The sequence below is a fragment of the Pseudomonas sp. A39 genome (assembly GCF_058145955.1).
The window spans coordinates 68,779-89,624 of sequence record NZ_JBYVMD010000004.1 but is presented as its reverse complement, the minus strand read 5'-3'; the positions used below and the strand labels follow the sequence as shown (position 1 = coordinate 89,624).

At 62.0% G+C, this 20,846-nt stretch carries 16 protein-coding genes; 7 read left to right on the top strand and 9 right to left on the bottom strand.

Annotated features, from left to right (window positions below; translation table 11 throughout):
• Window positions 1-7: 7 nt before the first annotated feature.
• Complete coding sequence (locus tag AC3ZU9_RS04365) at window positions 8-1,708, bottom strand: glutamine--tRNA ligase/YqeY domain fusion protein (protein ID WP_012724993.1); 1,701 nt, start codon at window positions 1,706-1,708, stop codon at window positions 8-10.
• Between the two features lie 249 nt (window positions 1,709-1,957).
• Here AC3ZU9_RS04365 and AC3ZU9_RS04360 point away from each other — a divergent pair, with 249 nt between their 5' ends.
• Entirely contained in the window at window positions 1,958-2,461 is a 504-nt protein-coding gene (locus AC3ZU9_RS04360; protein ID WP_043205556.1) for a peptidylprolyl isomerase, read from the top strand.
• Entirely contained in the window at window positions 2,458-3,207 is a 750-nt protein-coding gene (gene lpxH / locus AC3ZU9_RS04355; protein WP_012724995.1) for a UDP-2,3-diacylglucosamine diphosphatase, read from the top strand. The genes AC3ZU9_RS04360 and lpxH overlap by 4 nt, the downstream gene beginning before the upstream one ends.
• 153 nt (window positions 3,208-3,360) lie before the next feature.
• On the opposite strand, the gene AC3ZU9_RS04350 is transcribed toward lpxH, so the two are convergent.
• From AC3ZU9_RS04350 to AC3ZU9_RS04320, 7 genes are all read right to left on the bottom strand, one after another.
• Entirely contained in the window at window positions 3,361-4,890 is a 1,530-nt protein-coding gene (locus AC3ZU9_RS04350) for a DHA2 family efflux MFS transporter permease subunit (RefSeq protein WP_490090354.1), read from the bottom strand.
• Window positions 4,890-6,092 carry an HlyD/EmrA/EmrK family protein gene (locus tag AC3ZU9_RS04345; RefSeq protein ID WP_012724997.1) on the bottom strand — a complete coding sequence of 401 codons (1,203 nt, stop codon included), beginning with the start codon at window positions 6,090-6,092 and terminating at the stop codon, window positions 4,890-4,892. The genes AC3ZU9_RS04350 and AC3ZU9_RS04345 overlap by 1 nt, the downstream gene beginning before the upstream one ends.
• Window positions 6,093-6,107: 15 nt before the next feature.
• Window positions 6,108-7,559, bottom strand: a complete 1,452-nt coding sequence (locus AC3ZU9_RS04340) for an efflux transporter outer membrane subunit (protein WP_046035546.1) — start codon at window positions 7,557-7,559, stop codon at window positions 6,108-6,110.
• Window positions 7,556-8,029, bottom strand: coding sequence for a MarR family winged helix-turn-helix transcriptional regulator (locus AC3ZU9_RS04335; protein WP_012724999.1), 474 nt, complete (start codon window positions 8,027-8,029; stop codon window positions 7,556-7,558). The genes AC3ZU9_RS04340 and AC3ZU9_RS04335 overlap by 4 nt, the downstream gene beginning before the upstream one ends.
• A 204-nt stretch (window positions 8,030-8,233) precedes the next feature.
• Window positions 8,234-11,905, bottom strand: a complete 3,672-nt coding sequence (locus AC3ZU9_RS04330; RefSeq protein WP_490090353.1) for a translocation/assembly module TamB domain-containing protein — start codon at window positions 11,903-11,905, stop codon at window positions 8,234-8,236.
• Entirely contained in the window at window positions 11,905-13,632 is a 1,728-nt protein-coding gene (locus AC3ZU9_RS04325) for an autotransporter assembly complex protein TamA (protein ID WP_012725001.1), read from the bottom strand. The genes AC3ZU9_RS04330 and AC3ZU9_RS04325 overlap by 1 nt, the downstream gene beginning before the upstream one ends.
• Window positions 13,633-13,696: 64 nt before the next feature.
• Window positions 13,697-14,347, bottom strand: a complete 651-nt coding sequence (locus tag AC3ZU9_RS04320; RefSeq protein WP_046035548.1) for a GNAT family N-acetyltransferase — start codon at window positions 14,345-14,347, stop codon at window positions 13,697-13,699.
• A gap of 168 nt (window positions 14,348-14,515) precedes the next feature.
• On the opposite strand from AC3ZU9_RS04320, the gene xthA reads away from it, so the two are divergent.
• Together xthA and AC3ZU9_RS04310 are read left to right on the top strand one after the other, a co-directional pair.
• Complete coding sequence (gene xthA, locus AC3ZU9_RS04315) at window positions 14,516-15,328, top strand: exodeoxyribonuclease III (protein WP_046035549.1); 813 nt, start codon at window positions 14,516-14,518, stop codon at window positions 15,326-15,328.
• 137 nt (window positions 15,329-15,465) lie between these two features.
• Window positions 15,466-16,797: a substrate-binding domain-containing protein gene (locus AC3ZU9_RS04310; protein WP_490090352.1), complete on the top strand. Its 1,332-nt coding sequence runs from the start codon at window positions 15,466-15,468 to the stop codon at window positions 16,795-16,797.
• A gap of 121 nt (window positions 16,798-16,918) precedes the next feature.
• On the opposite strand, the gene AC3ZU9_RS04305 is transcribed toward AC3ZU9_RS04310, so the two are convergent.
• On the bottom strand, window positions 16,919-18,148 hold the full coding sequence (locus tag AC3ZU9_RS04305) for an acyl-CoA dehydrogenase (protein WP_028616890.1): 1,230 nt from the start codon (window positions 18,146-18,148) through the stop codon (window positions 16,919-16,921).
• 151 nt (window positions 18,149-18,299) lie between these two features.
• Between AC3ZU9_RS04305 and AC3ZU9_RS04300 the strand changes: the two genes are divergently transcribed.
• From AC3ZU9_RS04300 to AC3ZU9_RS04290, 3 genes are all read left to right on the top strand, one after another.
• The gene (locus AC3ZU9_RS04300) at window positions 18,300-19,235 is read left to right on the top strand and encodes a LysR family transcriptional regulator (protein WP_012725006.1); all 936 of its coding nucleotides are present in this window, start codon (window positions 18,300-18,302) and stop codon (window positions 19,233-19,235) included.
• Between the two features lie 208 nt (window positions 19,236-19,443).
• Window positions 19,444-19,836, top strand: a complete 393-nt coding sequence (locus AC3ZU9_RS04295) for a MerR family transcriptional regulator (protein ID WP_012725007.1) — start codon at window positions 19,444-19,446, stop codon at window positions 19,834-19,836.
• Between the two features lie 16 nt (window positions 19,837-19,852).
• Entirely contained in the window at window positions 19,853-20,752 is a 900-nt protein-coding gene (locus tag AC3ZU9_RS04290) for a hydroxymethylglutaryl-CoA lyase (protein WP_046035551.1), read from the top strand.
• The last annotated feature ends 94 nt before the right edge of the window (window positions 20,753-20,846 follow it).

The following is a 20,846-nucleotide window of genomic DNA, read 5'->3' as shown; positions in this document are numbered from 1 at the left end:
CCTTAAATCACTGGCCCCACGAATCACGCAAGGTCACGGTACGGTTGAATACCGGATGACCGGGTTTCGAGTCCTTGATATCCGCGCAGAAGTAACCTTCGCGCTCGAACTGGAAACGGTCTTCCGGCTGTGCGTCGCCAAGCGATGGCTCGGCACGACAACCGGTGAGCACTTGCAGGGAGTCAGGGTTGATGTTGTCGAGGAAACTGGCGCTGTCTTCAGCCTTTTCAGGGTTCGGCGAGCGGAACAGGCGATCGTACAGGCGCACTTCGCACTCGACGCTGGCAGCGGCCGGCACCCAGTGGATCACGCCTTTGACCTTGCGGCCTTCAGGGTTCTTGCCCAGGGTTTCCGGGTCGTAGGAGCAGCGCAGTTCGACGATGTTGCCATCGGCGTCCTTGATCGCTTCGTCGGCACGGATCACGTAGCTGCCACGCAGACGTACTTCGCCGTTCGGCTCCAGGCGCTTGTAGCCCTTCGGCGGTTCTTCCATGTAGTCATCACGGTCGATGTAGATTTCACGCGCGAACGGCAGCTTGCGCACGCCGAGCGCTTCGTTCTGCGGGTGACGCGGCAGCTCGAGGTGGTCGACTTTGTCTTCCGGATAGTTGGTGATCACTACTTTCAACGGACGCAGCACGCACATGGCACGCGGCGCGTTGGCGTCGAGGTCCTGGCGGATGCTGAATTCGAGCATGCCGAAGTCGACCACGCCGTCGGAACGGTTGGTGCCGACCATGTCGCAGAAGTTGCGGATCGATGCCGGGGTGTAGCCGCGACGGCGGAAGCCCGACAGCGTCGACATGCGTGGGTCGTCCCAGCCGTGCACGTGCTTTTCATCCACCAGTTGCTTGAGCTTGCGCTTGCTGGTGATGGTGTAGTTCAGGTTCAGGCGGCTGAATTCGTACTGACGCGGGTGCGCCGGTACCGGCAGGCTGTCGAGGAACCATTCGTACAGCGGGCGATGGCTTTCGAACTCCAGGGTGCAGATGGAGTGGGTGATGCCTTCGATGGCGTCCGACTGACCGTGGGTGAAGTCGTAGTTGGGGTAGATGCACCACTTGTCACCGGTCTGGTGGTGGTGGGCATGACGGATGCGGTACATGATCGGGTCGCGCAGGTTCATGTTCGGCGAGGCCATATCGATCTTGGCGCGCAGCACGCGGGCGCCGTCCGGGAACTCACCGTCGCGCATGCGGTTGAACAGGTCCAGGTTCTCTTCCACCGAACGGTCGCGGAAGGGGCTGTTCTTACCCGGCTCGGTCAGGGTGCCACGGTATTCCTTGGCTTGCTCAGGCGTCAGGTCGTCGACGTAGGCCTTGCCGGCCTTGATCAGCTCGACGGCCCAGTCGAACAATTGGTCGAAATACTTCGAGGCATAGCGCACTTCACCGGACCATTCGAAGCCCAGCCACTTGATGTCGCTTTCGATGGCGTCGATGTATTCCTGGTCTTCCTTGGCCGGGTTGGTGTCGTCGAAACGCAGGTGCGTGACGCCACCGAACTCCTGGGCCAGGCCGAAGTTCACACAGATCGACTTGGCGTGACCGATGTGCAGGTAGCCGTTGGGCTCTGGCGGGAAGCGGGTGACGATCTGCGTGTGCTTGCCCGAATCCAGGTCCGCCTGGATGATCGGGCGCAGGAAGTTGACCGGGACGGCAGGTCCGGCCTTGGCATTCGAGGTAGGGTCGACAGTGGGCTTGCTCATAGGATCCTTGAACAGACAGGTTCGTGGCCGGGTGAGGCCAGATAAAACAAAGGCGATATCATAGCCGATGCTGTCAAGCACCTGACAGGCCAGCACCGAAAACTGCAGCATTTATTGCATAGGCGGTAAAAAACCACCTCGAAATTCCTGCAGGTCACGCTAAACTGCGCCCCTTGGCCTCTGTTTAGCCAGACCGGTCGAGGCGCCCAGGCGTCCAAACCCACGAATTCCCTGAAAAGAGTAGTGAACATGACTCAAGTCAAACTGACCACCAACCACGGTGACATCGTCATCGAGCTGAACGCCGAGAAAGCGCCGATCACCGTCGCCAACTTCATCGAGTACGTTAAAGCCGGCCACTACGAAAACACCGTTTTCCACCGTGTCATCGGCAACTTCATGGTCCAGGGCGGCGGTTTCGAGCCTGGCATGAAAGAAAAGAAAGACAAGCGTCCAAGCATCCAGAACGAAGCGGACAACGGCCTTTCCAACGACAAATACACCGTTGCGATGGCCCGTACCATGGAGCCACATTCGGCCTCCGCGCAGTTCTTCATCAACGTCGCCGACAACGCCTTCCTCAACCACAGCGGCAAGAACGTGCAGGGCTGGGGCTACGCGGTATTCGGTAAAGTGACCGAAGGCCAGGACGTCGTCGACAAGATCAAAGGCGTGCAAACCACCGGTAAAGCCGGCCACCAGGACGTTCCGGTAGAAGACGTGATCGTCGAGAAAGCCGAGATCGTTGGGTGATATTGCTGATTTCAGATTTGCATCTGGAAGAGGAGCGCCCGGACATCACCCGGGCGTTTCTGGATCTGCTCCACCACCGCGCCCGTGGCGCCCAGGCGTTGTACATTCTGGGGGACTTCTTTGAAGCCTGGATTGGCGACGATGGGATGACCCCCTTCCAGCGTTCGATTTGCGCAGCCCTGCGCGAGCTGAGCGACAGCGGCACCCCGATTTTCATCATGCACGGCAACCGCGATTTCCTCATCGGCAAGGCGTTCTGCAAAGCCGCAGGTGCCACCTTGCTCAAGGACCCGAGTGTCGTGCAGCTCCATGGCGAGCCCGTGCTGTTGATGCACGGCGACAGCCTCTGCACCCGCGACGTCGGCTATATGAAGCTGCGGCGCATCCTGCGCAACCCGATTGTGCTGTTTATCCTGCGGCATCTGCCGCTGCGCACGCGGCACAAGCTGGCGCGCAAGCTGCGCAGCGAAAGCCGTGCGCAGACGCGCATGAAGGCCAACGACATTGTCGATGTGACCCCCGAGGAAGTCCCACGGGTGATGCAGCAATTTGGCGTGCGCACCCTGGTCCACGGCCACACGCACCGGCCGGCCATCCATAAGCTGCAGATTGGCGATCAGGCGGCCAAGCGCATTGTGCTGGGGGATTGGGATAAGCAAGGCTGGGCATTGCAGGTGGATGAGCAAGGGTTTCAATTGGCGGCGTTTGATTTTGTGAACCCACAATTGGCGTTGCCCGGCGCCTGAACCTCAGACACCACAAATCCAATGTGAACAAAGATCCAAATGTGGGAGGGGGCTTGCCCCCGATAGCAGTGTGTCAGTCAGCTCATACTCAACTGACAGAATGCCATCGGGGGCAAGCCCCCTCCCACATTTGGATGTTGTACGTTTTCGGAATCAGTGGCCTGAGGCTTCCGGCCCGGCCTTGGCGCCAAACGGCGGCTTGGCCAACCACACCAGCAACATCAACGCCATGAACATCCACCCCAGCAACGTGAAGTAATCCACGGTGGACATCATGTACGCCTGGCTGGTGAGGATCTGGTCCAGCTGCGTGTAGGCCTTCTGCCCTGCCCCGCCGAGCGCCTGCAAGGCATCGCGGGTCGCGGAGTCGTAGGTGGTCATGTTCTCGCTCATGTACGCATGGTGCTGGTCCGCACGGCGGATCCAGATCCAGGTGGTCAGCGAAGCGGCAAAGCTACCGCCCAAGGTCCGCAGGAACGTCGCCAGACCTGCGCCGTCGGCAATCTGGTGCGGCGGCAGGTCGGACATCAAGATGCTCAAGGTCGGCATAAAGAACAGCGCCACGCCGATCCCCATGAACAGCTGCACCATCGCGATGTGCGTGAAGTCCACCTCATTGGTGAAGCCCGCACGCATAAAGCAGCTCAAGCCAATCGCCAGGAACGCCAGGCCTGCCAACAGGCGCAGGTCGAACTTGTGCGCGTACTTGCCCACGAACGGCGACATCAGCACCGGCAGGATGCCGATCGGCGCCACCGCCAGGCCCGCCCACGTGGCCGTGTAGCCCATCTGGGTCTGCAACCATTGCGGCAGGATCAGGTTGATGCCGAAGAAGCCTGCGTAACCCAGGATCAACACGATGGTGCCAATGCGGAAGTTGCGGTAGGCGAACAGCCGCAGATTCACCACCGGGTGCTTGTCGGTCATCTCCCAGATAATGAACACCGCCAGGGCAATCACCGAAATCGCGGCGCCAATGATGATGAAGTTGGATTCAAACCAATCCAGGTCATTGCCCTTGTCGAGGATGATCTGCAAGGCGCCAACCCCCACGATCAGGCTCAGCAGCCCCACGTAGTCCATGGGTTGGTAGCTGGTCTCCACCGGGCGTTTCTTCAGTTGCGAACGCACCACCATCACCGCAAAAACACCGATCGGCACGTTGATAAAGAAGATCCACGGCCAGCTGTAGCTGTCGGTGATCCAACCGCCGAGGATCGGCCCCGCAATCGGCGCCACCACCGTGACCATCGCCAGCAGCGCCAGGGCCATTCCCCGCTTCGCCGGCGGGTAGACCGCGATCAGCAGCGTCTGCGTCATCGGGTACAGCGGCCCGGCCACCAGGCCTTGCACGACCCGAAAGGCGATCAGTTCAGGCATCGACGTGGAAATACCACAGAGGAACGACGCCAGCACAAACAGCATGGTCGCCCACAAAAACAGCTTCACCTCGCCAAACCGGCGGCTCAGCCAACCGGTGAGTGGCAACGCGATGGCGTTGCTCACCGCAAACGAGGTGATCACCCAGGTGCCCTGCTCCGAACTCACGCCGAGGTTGCCGGAAATGGTCGGCAACGCCACGTTGGCGATGGTGGTGTCGAGCACCTGCATAAAGGTCGCCAGCGACAGGCCAATAGTGGCCATCAACAGGCTGGGTGGCGTGAAGGAGGCGTTATTGCTCATCAGCGTTGCGCAGCCTTGGGAGCGGCGAGGCTGTTGTCATGGATCAACTGGGTGATCATGGCGTCAGCTTCGGCCAATTGGCGGTCATACACGTTGGTGGTGAACGAGGCCTTTTGCGGCGCCTGTTGCGCCAGCACCGGGCCGCTTTGGTCGTGCAGGTCCACATTGACCACGGTGCTCAAGCCCACGCGCAGTGGGTGCTTGGCCAGCTCCTCGGCGTTGATATGGATGCGCACCGGCACCCGTTGCACGATCTTGATCCAGTTACCGGTGGCGTTCTGCGCCGGCAACAGGGCAAATGCGCTGCCGGTACCGGCGCCCAAACTGTCCACGGTGCCGCTGTACTTCACGTCGCTGCCGTAGATGTCCGACTCAATGTCCACCGGTTGGCCAATGCGCATATCGCGCAGTTGGGTTTCCTTGAAGTTGGCGTCGATCCACAGCTGGTTCAGCGGGATCACTGCCATCAACGCTGTGCCGGGCTGAACGCGCTGGCCCAGTTGCACGGTGCGCTTGGCGACGTAGCCGGTGACCGGTGCGATCAGGGTGCTGCGCGCATTGGCCAGGTAGGCTTGGCGCAATTGCGCGGCGGCGGCCTGCACATCCGGATGGGAGCTGATCACCGTGTCGTCCACCAACGCGTTGCTGGTTTTCAGTTGCTGTTCAAGGTTGGTCAACGCGTTCTTGGCGGCGGTCAGGCTGTCACGGGCGTGGGACAGTTCTTCCTGGGAAATCGCCCCGCCCTGGGCCAGGGTTTTACGGCGGTTGAAGTTGTCCTGGGCCGTTTGCACATCGGCTTTCTGCGCATTGACCTGGGCCTTCATGCCATCGACGTTGCTGTACAAACCGCGCACCTGGCGCACGGTGCGGGCCAAGTTGGCCTGGGCGCTTTGCAGGCCGACGGCGGCGTCGTTCGGGTCGAAGTTGATCAGCACCTGGCCTTCGTGGACCAGGTCGCCGTCGTCGGCGCCGATGCTGACCACGGTGCCGGTGACCAGCGGGGTGATTTCCACCACGTTGCCGTTCACGTAGGCGTCGTCGGTGCTTTCGCTGAAGCGGCCGTAGAGCTCATACCAGCCCCACACGCCGACCACGGCGAGGATGACGATCAGCGTCAGGCCGATCAGCATCACTTTGCGTTTGCGGGGGTTGTTGTCTTGCTTGGGTTGTTCGCTTGCAGGGGTGTTTTCGGCAGTGGCCATGACAAATACCTCAAATTATTCCGTGCGGGTGGCTGGGGTGGTCGCAGCCACGTTGTCGGCGCTGTAGCCGCCGCCCAGGGCCTGCATCAATTGAATCGACAGATCGATCTGCGCGGCATTCAGCGTTGCCAACTGGCGCTGGGCCTGCAGCAATTGCTGTTCGATGCTGAGTACATCCAGGTAGTTACCGATCCCGGAGCTGTAGCGCTGCACGCCGGTGTCGTAGGACTGCTGGGCAATGTCCGCGGCGTGTCGCTGGGCCTGGATCTGCCGGCCGGTGTCGCGCAGTTGCGAAAGGGTGTTACCGATATCGCCCAGGGCTTGCACCAGGGTCTTGTTGTACTGCGCCACCGCCAGATCGTAGTCGGCGTCGCGGGCATCGAGGTCGGCGCGCAGGCGGCCGCCGTCGAAGATCGGCAGCGAGACCGTCGGCGCAATATTGAAGAAGCGGCTGGCCGAACCGAACATCGCATCGCCCAGCAACGACTCGGCCCCAGCGCTCGCGCTCAGGTTGAGGTTGGGGTAGAAGCGGGTCTTGCTCGCATCGATGTTCTTGCCCGCCGCCTCGACGCGCCAGCGCGCGGCGATCAGGTCCGGGCGACGGCCCAACAGCTCGGCCGGCAGCACCGATGGCACGGCAACGGCGCTGGGTTTCAGCACGGCGGGCCGGGCCAGTTCACTGCCACGGTCCGGGCCTTTGCCGAGCAACACCGCCAACGCAATCTTGGCGCTCTGCAGTTGTTTTTCCGCGTCGATCAGCTGCGACTGGGCGCTGGCTTCGAGGCTTTCGGTCTGCTGGTACTGGTACTGGCTGTCGATGCCCGAGTTCAGGCGGCGCTTGCCCAGGTCGAGCATCTGCCGGGTGCGCTTGAGGTCGTCATTGGCCAGGTCCCGCACGATATGGGCCTGGCCCAAGTCGCTGTAAGCCTTGGCCACATTGGCGGCCAGCGTCAGGCGCGCCGCCTGCTGGTCGACTTGGGCGGCACGCGCCTCGCCCAACGCGGCTTCCCAGGCAGCGCGCTGGCCGCCCCAGAGGTCGAAGTTGTAATTGAAGCTGGCGCCGATGTTGCGCACGGTCGAATAGGCATCGCCTTCGCCGCGTGGGTCCTGGTCTTTGGCCAGGCGCGAACGGCTCACGCCGGCGCTGGCATCCAGGGTCGGCATGCGCTCGGCGTTGGCGGCGTAGGCGGCGGCTTCGGCCTGGTGGGCACGGGCGCTGGCCACTTGCATGTCGGGGCTGTTTTGCAGGGCTTCCTGGATCAGGCCGTCGAGTTGTGGGTCGCCGAGGCTTTTCCACCAGTCGGCGCTGGGCCAGGCGGCGCTCGACAAGGTCGCACCGCTCAGGGTTTTTCCGCTTTGCAGGGTGCTCGCGTCGAGGCGTTTGCCTTGGGTGTCGAGGCCGCTGTAGTTGGCGCAACCGGCCATGCTCATGGCCACCAGCACCAGGCAAAGGGCACGTGTGTTCATTGGTTACCTACCCGCTGGATAGTGATGGGATCACCCGCAGCTATCAGAATTTTCTTTAGGATCTTTTCCAGGGTTTCCAACTCACCCGGCTCCAGTGCGCCGGCCAGCTGGTTCAATGCATCGGCGCCGATGAACGGCAGCATGTCTGCCAGACGCTGGCCCTCCGGGGTGAGTACAAGCTGCACTTGGCGTCGATCCAGCGCTGAACGTTTGCGGTCCAGCAGCCCCTTCTGCTCCAGGCGGTCGAGCATGCGGGTCATTGAACCGCTGTCCAAAGACAGGTTGCGGCACAGCTCCGCCGGGGTGTCGACGCCGAACTGAGCCATGATGATCAACACCTTGAACTGCGCGGCGGTGATGCCGTGGGGTTCCATGTGGGTGTCGATGATCCGGTCTTTGAGGATTGCGGCACGCCCGAGCAAGAGGCCGAGGTGGCAGTTGTGGAAGTTATCCGGGGTGAAGTGTTTCATCGGAAGTCACCTTATTACTGCCTAGGCAGCGAATGTGTGACGAGATGTTACTGCTTAGGCAGCAAATGTCAAATGGAATAATTAGCTTGCTTGCTAATGTGGGAGGGGGCTTGCCCCCGATGGCGGTGTTTCAGTCGACTGCAACATGACTGACCCACCGCCATCGGGAGCAAGCCCCCTCCCACATGTTTAATCGCGTAAGCGTTAGAAATCGCGCTTGTAGAAGATATCCAGGGAGCTGGCCACGCCGCTTGCCACTTCCAGATACACCTTCTTGCTCAACAGGTAGCGCAAGGCAATCGTGCTGGCGGGCTCGAACACGCCCACGCCGTAACGCAGGCTGAGTTTCTCGGTGATCTTGCCGCTGGCCACCACGGCGGTGTTGTTACCGCTGCCCTGGGTGTCGAGGTCGAAGTCCTGGATACCCAACTTGTTGGCAAGGTCCGAGGTGACCCCGGCGCTGCCCATCAACCCCAGGCCCAATGCGGCTTGCGCGAGCATATTGTTATCTTCGCCGGTGCTGCTCAACGGACGCCCCAGCACCAGATACGACAGTGCCTGTTCCTGGCTCATGGCCGGTTCCGAGAAGATTTGCGTGGTGGGCTGCTCGGCACTGCCGCTCAGGCGGATACCGGCGACCACATCATCGGTCTTGCGGATCGCTTCGATGTCCAGGTACGGCTGGTCCAGGGGCCCGGCGAACAGCAAGCGCGCTCGTCGCACATCCAGCCGCTGCCCGTAGGCACGGTAGCGGCCATCGTTGAGCCACAGCTCGCCACGGGTGTCGAGGTTGTCGCCGATATGCACCTGGCCCTGCACCTTGGCAGTGAGGTCGAAGCCCGAGAAGTTGAGCTTGTCTTCACCCACCACCACGTCGATATCCATGGCCATCGCCATCGGCGGCTTGCCCTCCTCGGTCTGGCTGCCGATGATCACCGTGTCATCCGAGACTTTGACGGTGGACGGCGGCAGCTCACGCACGGTGATATCGCCACGCGGGATGTGCACTTTACCGGCCACCGCCAGCTTGTCGTTCTTCAGGCTGATTTTCAGGTCGGGCGCCACCTCCAGCACGGCGTACGGTTCAACCGTGACCGGCAGCTGCGAGCCTTGCAGGCTGAGGTCCACCACCAGCGCCTGGCCCCAGTCGATCTGGCCCTTGAGGCTACCCTGCCCCGCCTTGCCGCTGCGCCAGCCACCGTTGAGCTGCACGCTTTCGCCCGCGATCAGCGCTTGCACATTCAAGCCTTCGAGGCTGATGGGCAGTTCCGGCCCGGCAATCTCGCCACCCACCAGGTTCACGTTGCCGTTGACCTGCGGTGCCAGCAAGCCACCGGAAATCCGACCATTGCCATTGAGCTTGCCGCTGAGGGTTTCCACCATCGGTACAAACGGCCGCGCCACCGCCAAGTCCAGCCCGACGAGGCTGAAGTTGCCGGTGATCGGCTTGTTCTTCGGCAACGGGTTGATCTGCGCCTGCAGCATCAACTCACCGAGCTTGCCGCCACGGAAGTTCAGCTGCGTGTCGATGCGTTTAGGGTTAAGGGTGGTTTCCAGCTTCAGGGTGTCGTAAGGGAAATCCAGCCACTGGTCCTTGTCCTTGACGCGCAGGATGCCACCACTGGCGTCCACCGAGACCAGGCCTTTAGGGCCGCTGTCCGGCAGGTCCAGTTGCAGGTCGGCGTTGAGCTTGCCCTGCCAGGCAAAATCCTTGGGCAAGAACGCCGCCAGGCTGTCGATGGGGAATTGCTTGAGGTGGTAGCGCAGCTTCGGTTCCGGCATCAGGCGCTGGTCTTCGCCGCACAGGCTGGCGGGCCCGGACACCCAGCAGTGCGCGGCAAAAGTGAGCTTGCCATCGGCCAGGCGCTCGATCTTCGCCGGCGCCTGCAGCTTCCAGTCCTGCCCGCCGGCTTGTACATCACCGCTGGCCAAGCGCCCGCGCCAGTTGCCTTTATCGAGAGTGCCATCCAAGGCCAGGGCCAGCTTGACCAGCGGGCCGACCAAGTCCAGTTGGACCTTCTGCTGCTGGATATCGCCTTGGGCGCTGGCCGTCAGGGTACCAACCTGGGTGTCGCCGGACTGAATGCCGCTGCCCTTGAGGTCGATCTTGGCGCGCTGGGCATTGTCCAGGCTGGCATCGAGGGTGAGGCTTTGCAGGCGATTGTCGGCAAACGCCAGTTGCTGGCCCTTGAGGCCCAATTTGCCTTGGGGCGCCTTGAGGCTGCCGGCGACGTCGAGGCGGCCGTTGACCTGCCCGCGCAGTTGCGGCCACAACTGGGCCAGGCGCGCCAGCTTGATATCAATCTGCCCGGCCAAGCGTTGTTGCAGGCTGCCACTGCCGTTGATGCGGTTGTCGCCGAGGCGGATATCCAGGTTAGCCAACGTCCACTGCTCGCCCGCCCCGTCGGCCTTGGCCGCCAGCACCGCGGTTTGACCGCGCAGGCGGCCCTTGAGGTCGAGGTCGGCATTCAGCTTGAGTTGCTCGTTCTTGAACTCGCCTTTACTGCGCAACGGCCCGGCCAGGGTGCCGGGCAATTCAGCCACCCAGTAAGCCGGGTTCAGCGCCGACAGGTCGAGGGCCGTGTCCCAGGCAATGCCGTCGGCGAATTGCAGGTTCAGGTGGCCTTCAGCCTTGCCTTGGCCAGCGGTGAGTTTCAGTTCAGGCAGGAAAATTTGTTTAAGGTCGCCACTGAACGGCGTGACCACATTGAACTTGCCCGCCGGGCCATCGAGGTCGGCCTTGAGGTTGCCCAGGTAGTTGCCGTCCTTGTAGGAGATCTCACCATTGAACGTACGCAGCGCGACTTGCGGCTCGTCGATCACCGGATAGAGGCGATGCCAGGGGAAATCCAGCCAATCGATCTTGGCCTCGGCGCTGAAGCCTTGCTGCCAATCGAGTTGGGCGGTCAGTTTGAGGCTTTGCTTGTCACCGGCATTCAGGTCCAGGCCGGCGATCTGCGCGCCCTTGGCGTCGACCTTGCCTTGCAGCAGCAAGTCCACCGGGCCCTTTTCCGCCGGCAGCACGGCCTTGCCCAGCAATTGGTAGCCGCTGTTCAAGTCGCCTTTGGCGGTGAGGTCGAGTTGATTGAGTTGCAAGGTGTCGGGCAGATCGGCGCTGGGCTTGAAGCCGTCGGCAGTGAGGTGCAATTGGGCCGGGAGGTTTTCCGCCAGCGGTTGCAGCTCGCCGGTGAGCTTGGCCGGCAGGTAGCCGCTGCTGTCAGCATTGAGCTTGAGGGTCTTGAGCAGGTCGCCGTCGACGTTGAGAGCGACGTGCCACGGTGCGCCGCCCGGCGCGTAGGGCAGGCTCAGGTTACCGCTGGCGGTCAAAGGCCAGTCGCCAATGGGTTGCAGCAGGCCGGCGAGGTCCAGCACCAGGCCATCGCGCTGCACATGCACCGAGTCGATCTGCAGGCCGGCGGCGGTCCAATGCGCCGCCAGTTGCAAGCCTTTGAGTTCTTCGCTGCCGTTAAACAGCAGGCTACCGACGCGAACGTCGCCCAGCTGGATGGCCAGCGGCAGTTTCAAGTCAGGCAGCGCGATCGGCCCGCTGCTTTCCTCGGTGCTTGGCGGGAATTGCAGGCTGACCTGTTCCACGTCCAAGCGGTCGATACACAAGGTCATGCGCAACAGGCACGCCGGCGACCAATCCCATTGGGGGGCCTGGAGTTCGACGCGACTGCTGTCCTGCTGCCACAACACATGGTCGGCGCTCCATTGGCCGCCCAGATGCCCCTGGAAATGCTCTACGCTCAACCCCGGTACACGCCCCAACGCCCAGCGGCTGCCCGCCTGAGTGCCCAGTACCGCCCACAGTGCCAGCAACAGCACCCCAAGGAGGGCCACCACGGCCAACCCTGCTATTTTCACACCACGCATCACAGCTCAGGCCCCATGGAAAAGTGCAATCGAACGCCGCCCGGATCTTCGAGGGCATGGGCCAGGTCAAGGCGGATCGGGCCGACCGGCGAAACCCAGCGGATACCCACGCCCACGCCGGTCTTGAGGCTGGGCATTTCCAGGGAATTGAAGGAATTGCCCTGGTCGATAAAGGTCGCGACCCGCCATTTCTCGGCGATGGAATACTGGTACTCGGCGCTCAGGGCCACCATGTAGCGGCCACCGATGCGGTCGCCACGGTCGTTCTCGGGTGACAGCGTCTGGTACTCGTAGCCGCGCACGCTCTGGTCGCCACCGGCAAAGAAGCGCAGCGACGGCGGCACCGACTTGTAGCCATTGGTGGCACTGCCGCCTACCTGGGCACGCGCCAGAAAGCGATGGTTGTCCCACAAGGTGGTCAGGCCTTTGACCATGGCCGTGCCGTAGAGCAGGTTGGTGTCGGAGCCCAAGCCCTCTTTCGCCACCTTGCTATCAAATTGCAGGCGATAGCCGTGGTGCGGGTCGATGCGGTTGTCACTGCGCAGGTAGGAATAGCTGATCCCCGGCATCACCAGGTTGCTCAGGCCGGAGTCATTACCCAGGCGATATTCTTCGCGCTGGTACTTGAGCGAGATCACTCGGGTCCAACCGCTGGGCAATTTGCTGTGCCACTCGGGGCCGAGGGTGAGCAATTTACTCAGGGTGTCGGTGTTGGCGATTTCTTCATTCTGATAGCCACCGGCGAAACGCAGCTTGTCGGTGAGCGGTGGGTCGAGCGGGATGTCATACCACAGGCCGACGTTCTGGCGTGGCGCCGACAGCTCGGCTTCCCAGCCATAGCTATGGCCCTGGGGGTTGACCCAGTGCCGGGTCCAGTTGGCTTTGCCGCGTGGGCCGACGTCGGTGGAGAACCCCAGGCCCAGGCCCATGGTGCGCGGCTTGCGGGTCTCCAGGCGCACGGCGACCGGGATGATGTCGTTGGCCGAGGCGGCCGGGGCGGCGTCCACGCGCACGCCTTCGAAAAAACCGCTGGCTTGCAGGTTCTGGTTGAGTTCGGCGATCAGTTCGGAATCGTAGGGCGTGCCACTTTTGAACGGCACCATGCGTTGCAGCAGCTCTTCGTCAAACGGCGTATCGCCGGCGAAGCTGACCTTGCCCAGGGTGTAGCGCGGGCCGCTGTCGTAAACGAGTTCGATATCGGCGACACCCGCCTTCGGGTCCACCGCGAGTTGCTGTTGGGTGAAGCGCCCGCTGAAAAAGCCGTAGCGCGACGCCTGGTTCTGGATCAGACGCTTGGCGTCTTCGTAATGGCCATGGTTGAGCACGGCGCCGGAGGTGAGGTCGTCGCTGACGGGCACGCGAAAGGCCTTGAGGTCGGCGGCAGGGCCGTCGACCCGAATGGTCACGTTACGCAGATGCACCGGCTCGCCGGGGTCGATGGTGAGGATCAGGCGCGGATTCTTGCCGCCCTTCACATCGCTTTCGATCTGTGGCTGATAGAAACCCAGCGCCTGGGCGGCCTTGCGCGCCTGCTCCTCGGCGCCGCGGCTGAACCGCAGCAAGGCCTCTTCATCACGATCGCCCACCCCGCCGATATAGCCTTCGATGTTGGCTTTCAACGCGTCGTTTGAGGGCTTGATCCGCACGTCCAATTCGCTCTGCGCCAAGGCGCCGCAGCTTGTGAACAGCAGAACCAAGCCGCTGGTAAATCTTCCTGGAAACTTCATAGGCGCGGATGCTACACGAGCTGGGGAGAAACTTAGAACTCAGACAATTCTGAAAAATTCTGTGCTAAACCGTTACGGCCTGTAAGGCTTGGGGGTTGGGATGGAAAAAAACGTGCTCCAGGATCGGTCCTACAGCGACCTCACCAATTTCCTCATAGCCCTGACGCTTATAGAAATCCAGGTAGCGTGAATTGCCCGTGTCGAGCACCACACCGGACGAATGCGGGTCTTCGGCGCACCAGTTGTGCACGGCCTCCAGCAACTGCTCGCCATAATGTTTGCCCTGGAATTGCGGGTGGATCCCCAGCAGTGGCAACACGTGCACCGACTCATTGGGCAGGCACGCCAGCACGGCGTGGTGGTAGTCGAGATAACGCCGGGTACCGCGCACACCCGTGCTCAACCACATGCGCAATTGCCAGGCCCAGCTCTCGGTGATGCCCAGGCGCCGTTGCGGTGGCGCGATCAGGGCGATGCCGATCAGCCGGTCGTTGACGAACAGGCCAATCGCCGGCAGTTTCTGAAAGAAATGCTGTTTGACCAACTCGCGCACGGTGGCCCGTACGCGCTGCTCGTAGCCCGGACGCTCGGCTTCGAAGATATAGGCAAAGGTCGGCTCATGACGATAGGCCTGATACAGCAGGGAACGGGCCTCACGGGAATAGCCGCTGTTGAGCAGGCGAATTTCAGCAATGGCAGTCGAAGTGTCCGGCATACAGTCAATCTCCCTGGGCGCCGCTCAGGAGGCGGCGTTCTTATGGGTACGAACCCACGCAGCACGAGTCGTTCCCAGACATTAGCAGCGCATCTGCCCTACCGCCATGCTGGCCCCCGTCCGACTTGTCCGCTAGCATCGCCCTTTTGCCAGACTGGACTGCCGACCATGAAAATCGTCTCCTTCAATATCAACGGGCTGCGCGCCCGCCCTCATCAGCTGGCGGCGCTGATTGAAAAGCACCAGCCCGACGTGATCGGCCTGCAGGAAACCAAGGTCCACGATGACCAATTCCCCCTCGCCGAAGTACAAGCCCTGGGCTATCACGTGTACTACCACGGGCAGAAAGGCCACTACGGTGTGGCCCTGCTCTCGCGCCAGCCGGCGCTAAGCCTGCACAAAGGCTTTGCCAGTGACGAAGAAGACGCCCAGCGCCGGTTTATCTGGGGCACTTTCGCCGACGAACATGGCCAGCCAGTGACCATCATGAACGGCTATTTCCCACAAGGCGAAAGCCGCGACCACCCCACCAAATTCCCGGCCAAGCAGCGCTTTTACGAAGACCTGCAACAGTTGCTGGAAAGCCAGTTCAGCAATGACCAGGCGCTGGTGGTGATGGGCGACGTGAACATTTCCCCGGAAGACTGCGACATCGGCATCGGCGCCGACAACGCCAAGCGTTGGCTGAAAACCGGCAAGTGCAGCTTCCTGCCGGAAGAACGCGAATGGATGGCGCGCCTGAAAAACTGGGGCCTGGTGGACAGCTTCCGCCACTTGAACCCGGACGTGGCGGACCGCTTCAGCTGGTTCGACTACCGTAGCCGTGGGTTCGAAGATGAGCCCAAGCGCGGCCTGCGGATTGACGTGATCATGGCGTCCAATGGCCTGCTGCCGCGGGTCAAGGACGCCGGGGTGGACTACGACCTGCGCGGGCTGGAAAAGCCGTCGGACCATGCGCCGATCTGGCTGGAACTGAGCTGATTTCAGGACCGTACCCGGTCAAAATGTGGGAGGGGATTACCCCTTCCCACATTTAGCCTTGCGGCGCGCCAGTCATATTTATGCAACCTGCCTGACTTATTCTCGCGGCACTCCCTTTGGCTTGAGAAGGTGCCGGCATGAGGCTGCGCGTTCTGTTCCTGCTGACCCTGTTTCCCGTCTTCGCTGTTTGCGCTCCCCTTCCCGTTCCCGACCAAGGCCCTGCACTGCGCATCCAGGGTTCCAATACCATTGGCGCTGCGTTGGGCCCGGCGCTGGTCAAGGGCTTGATGGAGCATCAGGGCCTGCAGGCAGTGCACACTGAACCGGCCGAAGGTGCCAATGAACAGCGCGTGATCGGCAAGACGCGTCAGGGCAAGACCGTGACCATTGAGGTCGCCGCCCACGGTTCCAGCACCGGTTTCACTGCGCTTAAAAAGTCCACTGCCGACCTGGCGGCCTCCTCCCGCCCGATCAAGGACAGTGAACTGGTCGATCTGGAACCCCTCGGCGACCTGAAAAGCCCTGAAGCCGAACAGGTGATCGCCATCGACGGCTTGGCCATCATCCTCCACCCACAAAACCCGTTGAACACCCTGAATACCGAGCAACTGGCGCAGCTCTTCAATGGTGAAATCAGCACCTGGGAGGCCGTGGGCGGCGTCGGCGGGCCGATTCATGTGTACGCGCGCGATGATCAGTCCGGCACCTACGACACGTTCAAGGACCTGGTACTGCGCCTGCGCGGCAAACCGCTCGTGCCTTCCGCCAAGCGTTTCGAGTCCAGTGAGCAGTTGTCCGATGCGGTCAGCCAGGATCCGCTGGGCATCGGCTTTATCGGCTTGCCCTACGTGCGCCAGGCCAAGGCAGTGGCAATTGTGGACGGCGACTCACAACCGATGTTGCCGCTCAATAGCCTGATCGCCACCGAGGATTACCCGTTGTCCCGTCGGCTGTTCTTTTACCTGCCGCCGTCGGGCCACAACCCGTGGGCCAAGGCGCTGGTGGACTTTACCCAGAGCAGCAAGGGCCAGGCGATTGTCGCGGCGAGCGGGTTTATCGCCCAACAGGTGCAGGCGATGGACGTCGAACCGCGCGCCTCGATGCCCGAGGGCTATCAAACCATCGCCCGCGAGGCACAGCGCCTGACGGTGAATTTTCGTTTCGAAGAAGGCAGCGCCAGCCTCGACAACAAAGCACGCCAGGATTTGCAGCGGGTGGTGGCTTATATAAAAAGCCACGACAAGCTGGATAAGCAGGTGACGCTGGTGGGGTTTGGTGACGCGAAGAATGACCCGCAGCGCGCCGCGTTACTGTCCAAGCTCAGGGCGATGGCGGTGCGCCGGGAGCTGGTCAAGAGCGGTGTGGTACTGAGGGAGATTCGCGGGTTTGGCGCGCAGATGCCGGTGGCGGCGAATACGGCGGATGAGGGCCGGATCAAGAATCGGCGGGTGGAGGTGTGGGTTTACTGAGAACTGATGGATCTTCATTGCCTGATCCGGCCTCATCGGGGGCAAGCCCCCTCCCACATTTTGATCTGTGAACACATCCAAGTGTGGGAGGGGGCTTGCCCCCGATGCAGGCGACGCGCTGTTATTGCCCGCTGCGCATCAGCTCTTTAGGCACGTACTTGCCAATCTCGAACTTGCCGATCGCCGCCCGATGCACTTCGTCCGGGCCATCGGCCAAGCGCAGGGTGCGTTGCATGGCATACATGTAGGCCAGCGGGAAGTCGTTGGAAACCCCGGCTCCGCCATGGATCTGGATCGCGCGGTCGATCACCTTCAACGCTACGTTCGGCGCCACCACCTTGATCTGGGCGATTTCACTTTTCGCCACTTTGTTACCCACGGTGTCCATCATGTACGCCGCCTTCAGGGTCAGCAGGCGCGCCATGTCGATCTCCATCCGTGAGTCGGCGATCTTGTCGATATTGCCGCCCAGGCGGGCCAGCGGTTTGCCAAACGCGGTACGGCTGACGGAACGCTTGCACATCAATTCCAGTGCGCGCTCGGCCATGCCGATGGAGCGCATGCAGTGGTGGATACGGCCAGGGCCCAGACGGCCTTGGGCGATTTCAAAGCCGCGGCCTTCGCCGAGCAGAACGTTCTCATAAGGCACGCGTACGTTGTCGAACAGCACTTCGGCGTGGCCGTGGGGGGCATCGTCGTAGCCGAACACCGGCAGGGGGCGCACGATTTTCACGCCAGGAGTGTCCACTGGCACCAGGATCATCGAATGCTGCTGGTGGCGCGGTGCATCGGGGTTGCTCAGGCCCATGAAGATCAGGATCTTGCAGCGCGGGTCGCAGGCGCCGGAGGTCCACCATTTTTTGCCGTTGATCACCCATTCGTCGCCCTGGCGTTCGGCGCGGGCGGCCATGTTGGTTGCGTCCGAGGACGCCACGTCCGGCTCGGTCATGGCGAACGCTGAGCGGATCTCGCCGCGCAGCAGCGGTTCCAGCCAGCGTTGTTTCTGCTCTTCGTTGGCGTAGCGCACCAGCACTTCCATGTTGCCGGTGTCGGGGGCGGAGCAGTTGAACGGCTCCGGGCCCAGCAGGGAGCGGCCCATGATTTCGGCGAGTGGCGCATATTCAAGGTTGGTCAGCCCGGCGCCCAATTCGGATTCCGGCAGGAACAGGTTCCACAGGCCTTCAGCTTTGGCCTTGGCTTTCAGCTCTTCCATGATTGCGGTGGGCTGCCAGCGGTCGCCTTCGCTGACTTGGCGCTCGAACACCGGCTCGGCCGGGTAAACGTAAGCATCCATGAACGCAGTGACGCGTTCACGCAGTTCCTGAACCTTGGGCGAATAGGCGAAATCCATGAGCAGCTCCCTTCTCTGAGAGGTTGTTTAGGTCATGCAATCGATGCTAGAACAGCGTTGATAATTTACCTAGCCTATTCTCGGCGTGTATTAACATTCATCACCGATATATGATCGACGTATGGCCACCTAACAATAAGAGCGCTACGCAATGAATCTGAGCAAGGTCGACCTCAACCTGTTTATCGTCTTTGACGCGATCTACACCGAAGCCAACCTGACCCGCGCCGGGCAGATTGTCGGCATCACCCAGCCGGCGGTGTCCAACGCGCTAGCCCGTCTGCGTGAGACCTTCAACGATCCGCTGTTCGTGCGTACCGCCCAAGGCATGGTGCCCACGCCGATGGCGCAGAACATCATCGGCCCGGTGCGCAATGCGTTGTCGTTGCTGCGGGTGTCGGTACAGGAAAGCCGCATTTTCAACCCACAGCAGGCGGCCAAGACCTACCGCATCAGCATGACCGACCTCACCGAGGCGGTGATCCTGCCGCTGCTGTTTCAGCGCCTGCGCCGCTTGGCGCCCACCGTGGTGATCGAGAGTTTCCTGTCCAAACGCCGCGAGACCACCAAGGAACTCGCCGCCGGGCGCCTGGACTTCGCCGTGGATGCGCCGTTGAACACCGATCCGCAGGTGCGCCACGTCAAGCTGATGGAAGACCGCTACGTGTGCGCCATGCGCAAGGGCCATCCCATGGCCGGCAAGGACAAACTGACCCTGGATGACTACCTGTCGCTGACCCATATCCATATCTCCAGCCGCCGCAACGGCTTGGGCCACGTCGACCTGGCCTTGGGCAAGATGGGCATCCAGCGCAAAATCGCCCTGCGCTCCCAGCATTACCTGATGGCTTCACAAGTGTTGCAGCAGACCGACATGGTCATGACCGTGCCCGAACGCTTCGCCCGCCGCCACGAACTGCACTGGTTCAACCTGCCGGTCAACGATGTGCCGCCGGTGGAAACCCACCTGTACTGGCACGAAAGCACCGACCAGGACCCGGCCAACCGCTGGATGCGCGAGCAGATGATTGAGTTGTGCCAGCAGGTCACGGCGCACGAAAAGAAACTGGACGGCAAACAACCCTAACTTGTAGTGAGCGGGCTTGCCCCGCGCTGGGTGGCGAAGCCGCCCTAGAAAAGACACCACCGAGTCCCAGATAAACCCAGGTCGCCTGGTTTGGGGCGGCTTCGCCGCCCAGCGCGGGGCAAGCCCACTCACTACAAGAGCGCGACCCTTGACGTTAACGTCAAGCAGCCATTAGCTTAGCGCCCAAGACATCTTCTCGGGCACTACCATGAGCACGACCTACAGCATCTCCGACCTCGCCCGCGAGCTCGACATCACCACGCGCGCCATTCGCTTCTATGAGGAACAAGGGCTGCTGGCCCCGGAACGCCGGGGCCAGGAGCGTATCTACTCGGCCCGCGACAAGGTCAGTCTCAAGCTGATCCTGCGCGGCAAACGCATCGGCTTTTCCCTGGCCGAATGCCGCGAGCTGATCGAACTCTACGACCCCGCCAGCGGCAACCATGTGCAACTCAACAGCATGCTGGCAAAAATCGCCGAGCGCCGTGAGCAGTTGGAACAGCAACTGCTGGATATCGAACAGATGAAGCTGGAACTGGACACCGCCGAAGAGCGCTGCACCCAAGCCCTGGCCACCACCCTGCGCCAGGCCGGCCATTGATCAGAAGGTAACTGCCATGTCCCTCCCCTCACACGTACGCCTGGTGGAAGTCGGCCCGCGCGACGGCCTGCAGAACGAAGCCCAACCTATCAGCGTTGCGGACAAAGTCCGGTTGGTGGACGCACTCAGCGCTGCCGGCTTGAGCTATATCGAAGTCGGCAGTTTCGTCTCGCCCAAGTGGGTGCCGCAGATGGCCGGCTCGGCCGAGGTATTCGCGCAGATCCAGCGCAGGCCCGGCGTGACCTACGGTGCCCTGGCGCCGAACCTGCGCGGTTTCGAGGACGCATTGGCAGCCGGCGTGAAGGAAGTGGCGGTGTTTGCGGCCGCGTCCGAGGCGTTTTCCCAGCGCAATATCAACTGTTCCATCAGCGAAAGCCTGGAACGCTTTGCGCCGATCATGGCGGCGGCCAGGCAGCACGGAATCAGCGTGCGAGGTTATGTGTCGTGCGTGCTGGGCTGCCCGTATGAAGGCGAGATTGCGCCGGCGCAAGTGGCGGCGGTCGCGCGGGAGTTGTATGCCATGGGCTGCTATGAAGTGTCCCTGGGCGACACCATCGGCACCGGCACGGCGGGCGCCACGCGGCGGCTGTTCGAGGTGGTCGGCGCGCAGGTGCCACGAGACAAGCTGGCGGGGCACTTCCACGATACGTATGGCCAGGCTATCGCGAATATCTACGCCAGCCTGCTGGAGGGCATCGCGGTGTTCGACAGCTCTATCGCGGGCCTCGGCGGCTGCCCCTACGCCAAGGGCGCCAGCGGTAACGTCGCCACCGAAGATGTGCTGTACCTGCTAAACGGCCTGGGCATCGAGACCGGTATCGACCTGCAGGCATTGATTGCCGCGGGCCAGCAAATCAGCAACGTGTTGGGCCGACCCACCGGGTCGCGCGTGGCCAAGGCGCGTAACACCGGTTGAGTAGCGTAGCCGTGACAATGTGTTACCGCACGCCTACACATCGAGTAACACGGGAACATATTTTGTCGTATTTGCCGCAGGATATTTCCCACAA

Excerpts from the sequence above, each read along its gene's own strand:
- AC3ZU9_RS04320 (WP_046035548.1), bottom strand. The coding sequence starts at position 14,347 with ATGCCGGACACTTCGACTGCCATTGCTGAAATTCGCCTGCTCAACAGC.
- AC3ZU9_RS04350 (WP_490090354.1), bottom strand. The coding sequence starts at position 4,890 with ATGAGCAATAACGCCTCCTTCACGCCACCCAGCCTGTTGATGGCCACT.
- AC3ZU9_RS04310 (WP_490090352.1), top strand. The coding sequence starts at position 15,466 with ATGAGGCTGCGCGTTCTGTTCCTGCTGACCCTGTTTCCCGTCTTCGCT.
- AC3ZU9_RS04360 (WP_043205556.1), top strand. The coding sequence starts at position 1,958 with ATGACTCAAGTCAAACTGACCACCAACCACGGTGACATCGTCATCGAG.
- AC3ZU9_RS04290 (WP_046035551.1), top strand. The coding sequence starts at position 19,853 with ATGTCCCTCCCCTCACACGTACGCCTGGTGGAAGTCGGCCCGCGCGAC.
- AC3ZU9_RS04365 (WP_012724993.1), bottom strand. The coding sequence starts at position 1,708 with ATGAGCAAGCCCACTGTCGACCCTACCTCGAATGCCAAGGCCGGACCT.
- AC3ZU9_RS04340 (WP_046035546.1), bottom strand. The coding sequence starts at position 7,559 with ATGAACACACGTGCCCTTTGCCTGGTGCTGGTGGCCATGAGCATGGCC.
- AC3ZU9_RS04345 (WP_012724997.1), bottom strand. The coding sequence starts at position 6,092 with ATGGCCACTGCCGAAAACACCCCTGCAAGCGAACAACCCAAGCAAGAC.
- AC3ZU9_RS04295 (WP_012725007.1), top strand. The coding sequence starts at position 19,444 with ATGAGCACGACCTACAGCATCTCCGACCTCGCCCGCGAGCTCGACATC.
- AC3ZU9_RS04300 (WP_012725006.1), top strand. The coding sequence starts at position 18,300 with ATGAATCTGAGCAAGGTCGACCTCAACCTGTTTATCGTCTTTGACGCG.
- xthA (WP_046035549.1), top strand. The coding sequence starts at position 14,516 with ATGAAAATCGTCTCCTTCAATATCAACGGGCTGCGCGCCCGCCCTCAT.
- AC3ZU9_RS04305 (WP_028616890.1), bottom strand. The coding sequence starts at position 18,148 with ATGGATTTCGCCTATTCGCCCAAGGTTCAGGAACTGCGTGAACGCGTC.
- AC3ZU9_RS04335 (WP_012724999.1), bottom strand. The coding sequence starts at position 8,029 with ATGAAACACTTCACCCCGGATAACTTCCACAACTGCCACCTCGGCCTC.
- AC3ZU9_RS04325 (WP_012725001.1), bottom strand. The coding sequence starts at position 13,632 with ATGAAGTTTCCAGGAAGATTTACCAGCGGCTTGGTTCTGCTGTTCACA.
- AC3ZU9_RS04330 (WP_490090353.1), bottom strand. The coding sequence starts at position 11,905 with ATGCGTGGTGTGAAAATAGCAGGGTTGGCCGTGGTGGCCCTCCTTGGG.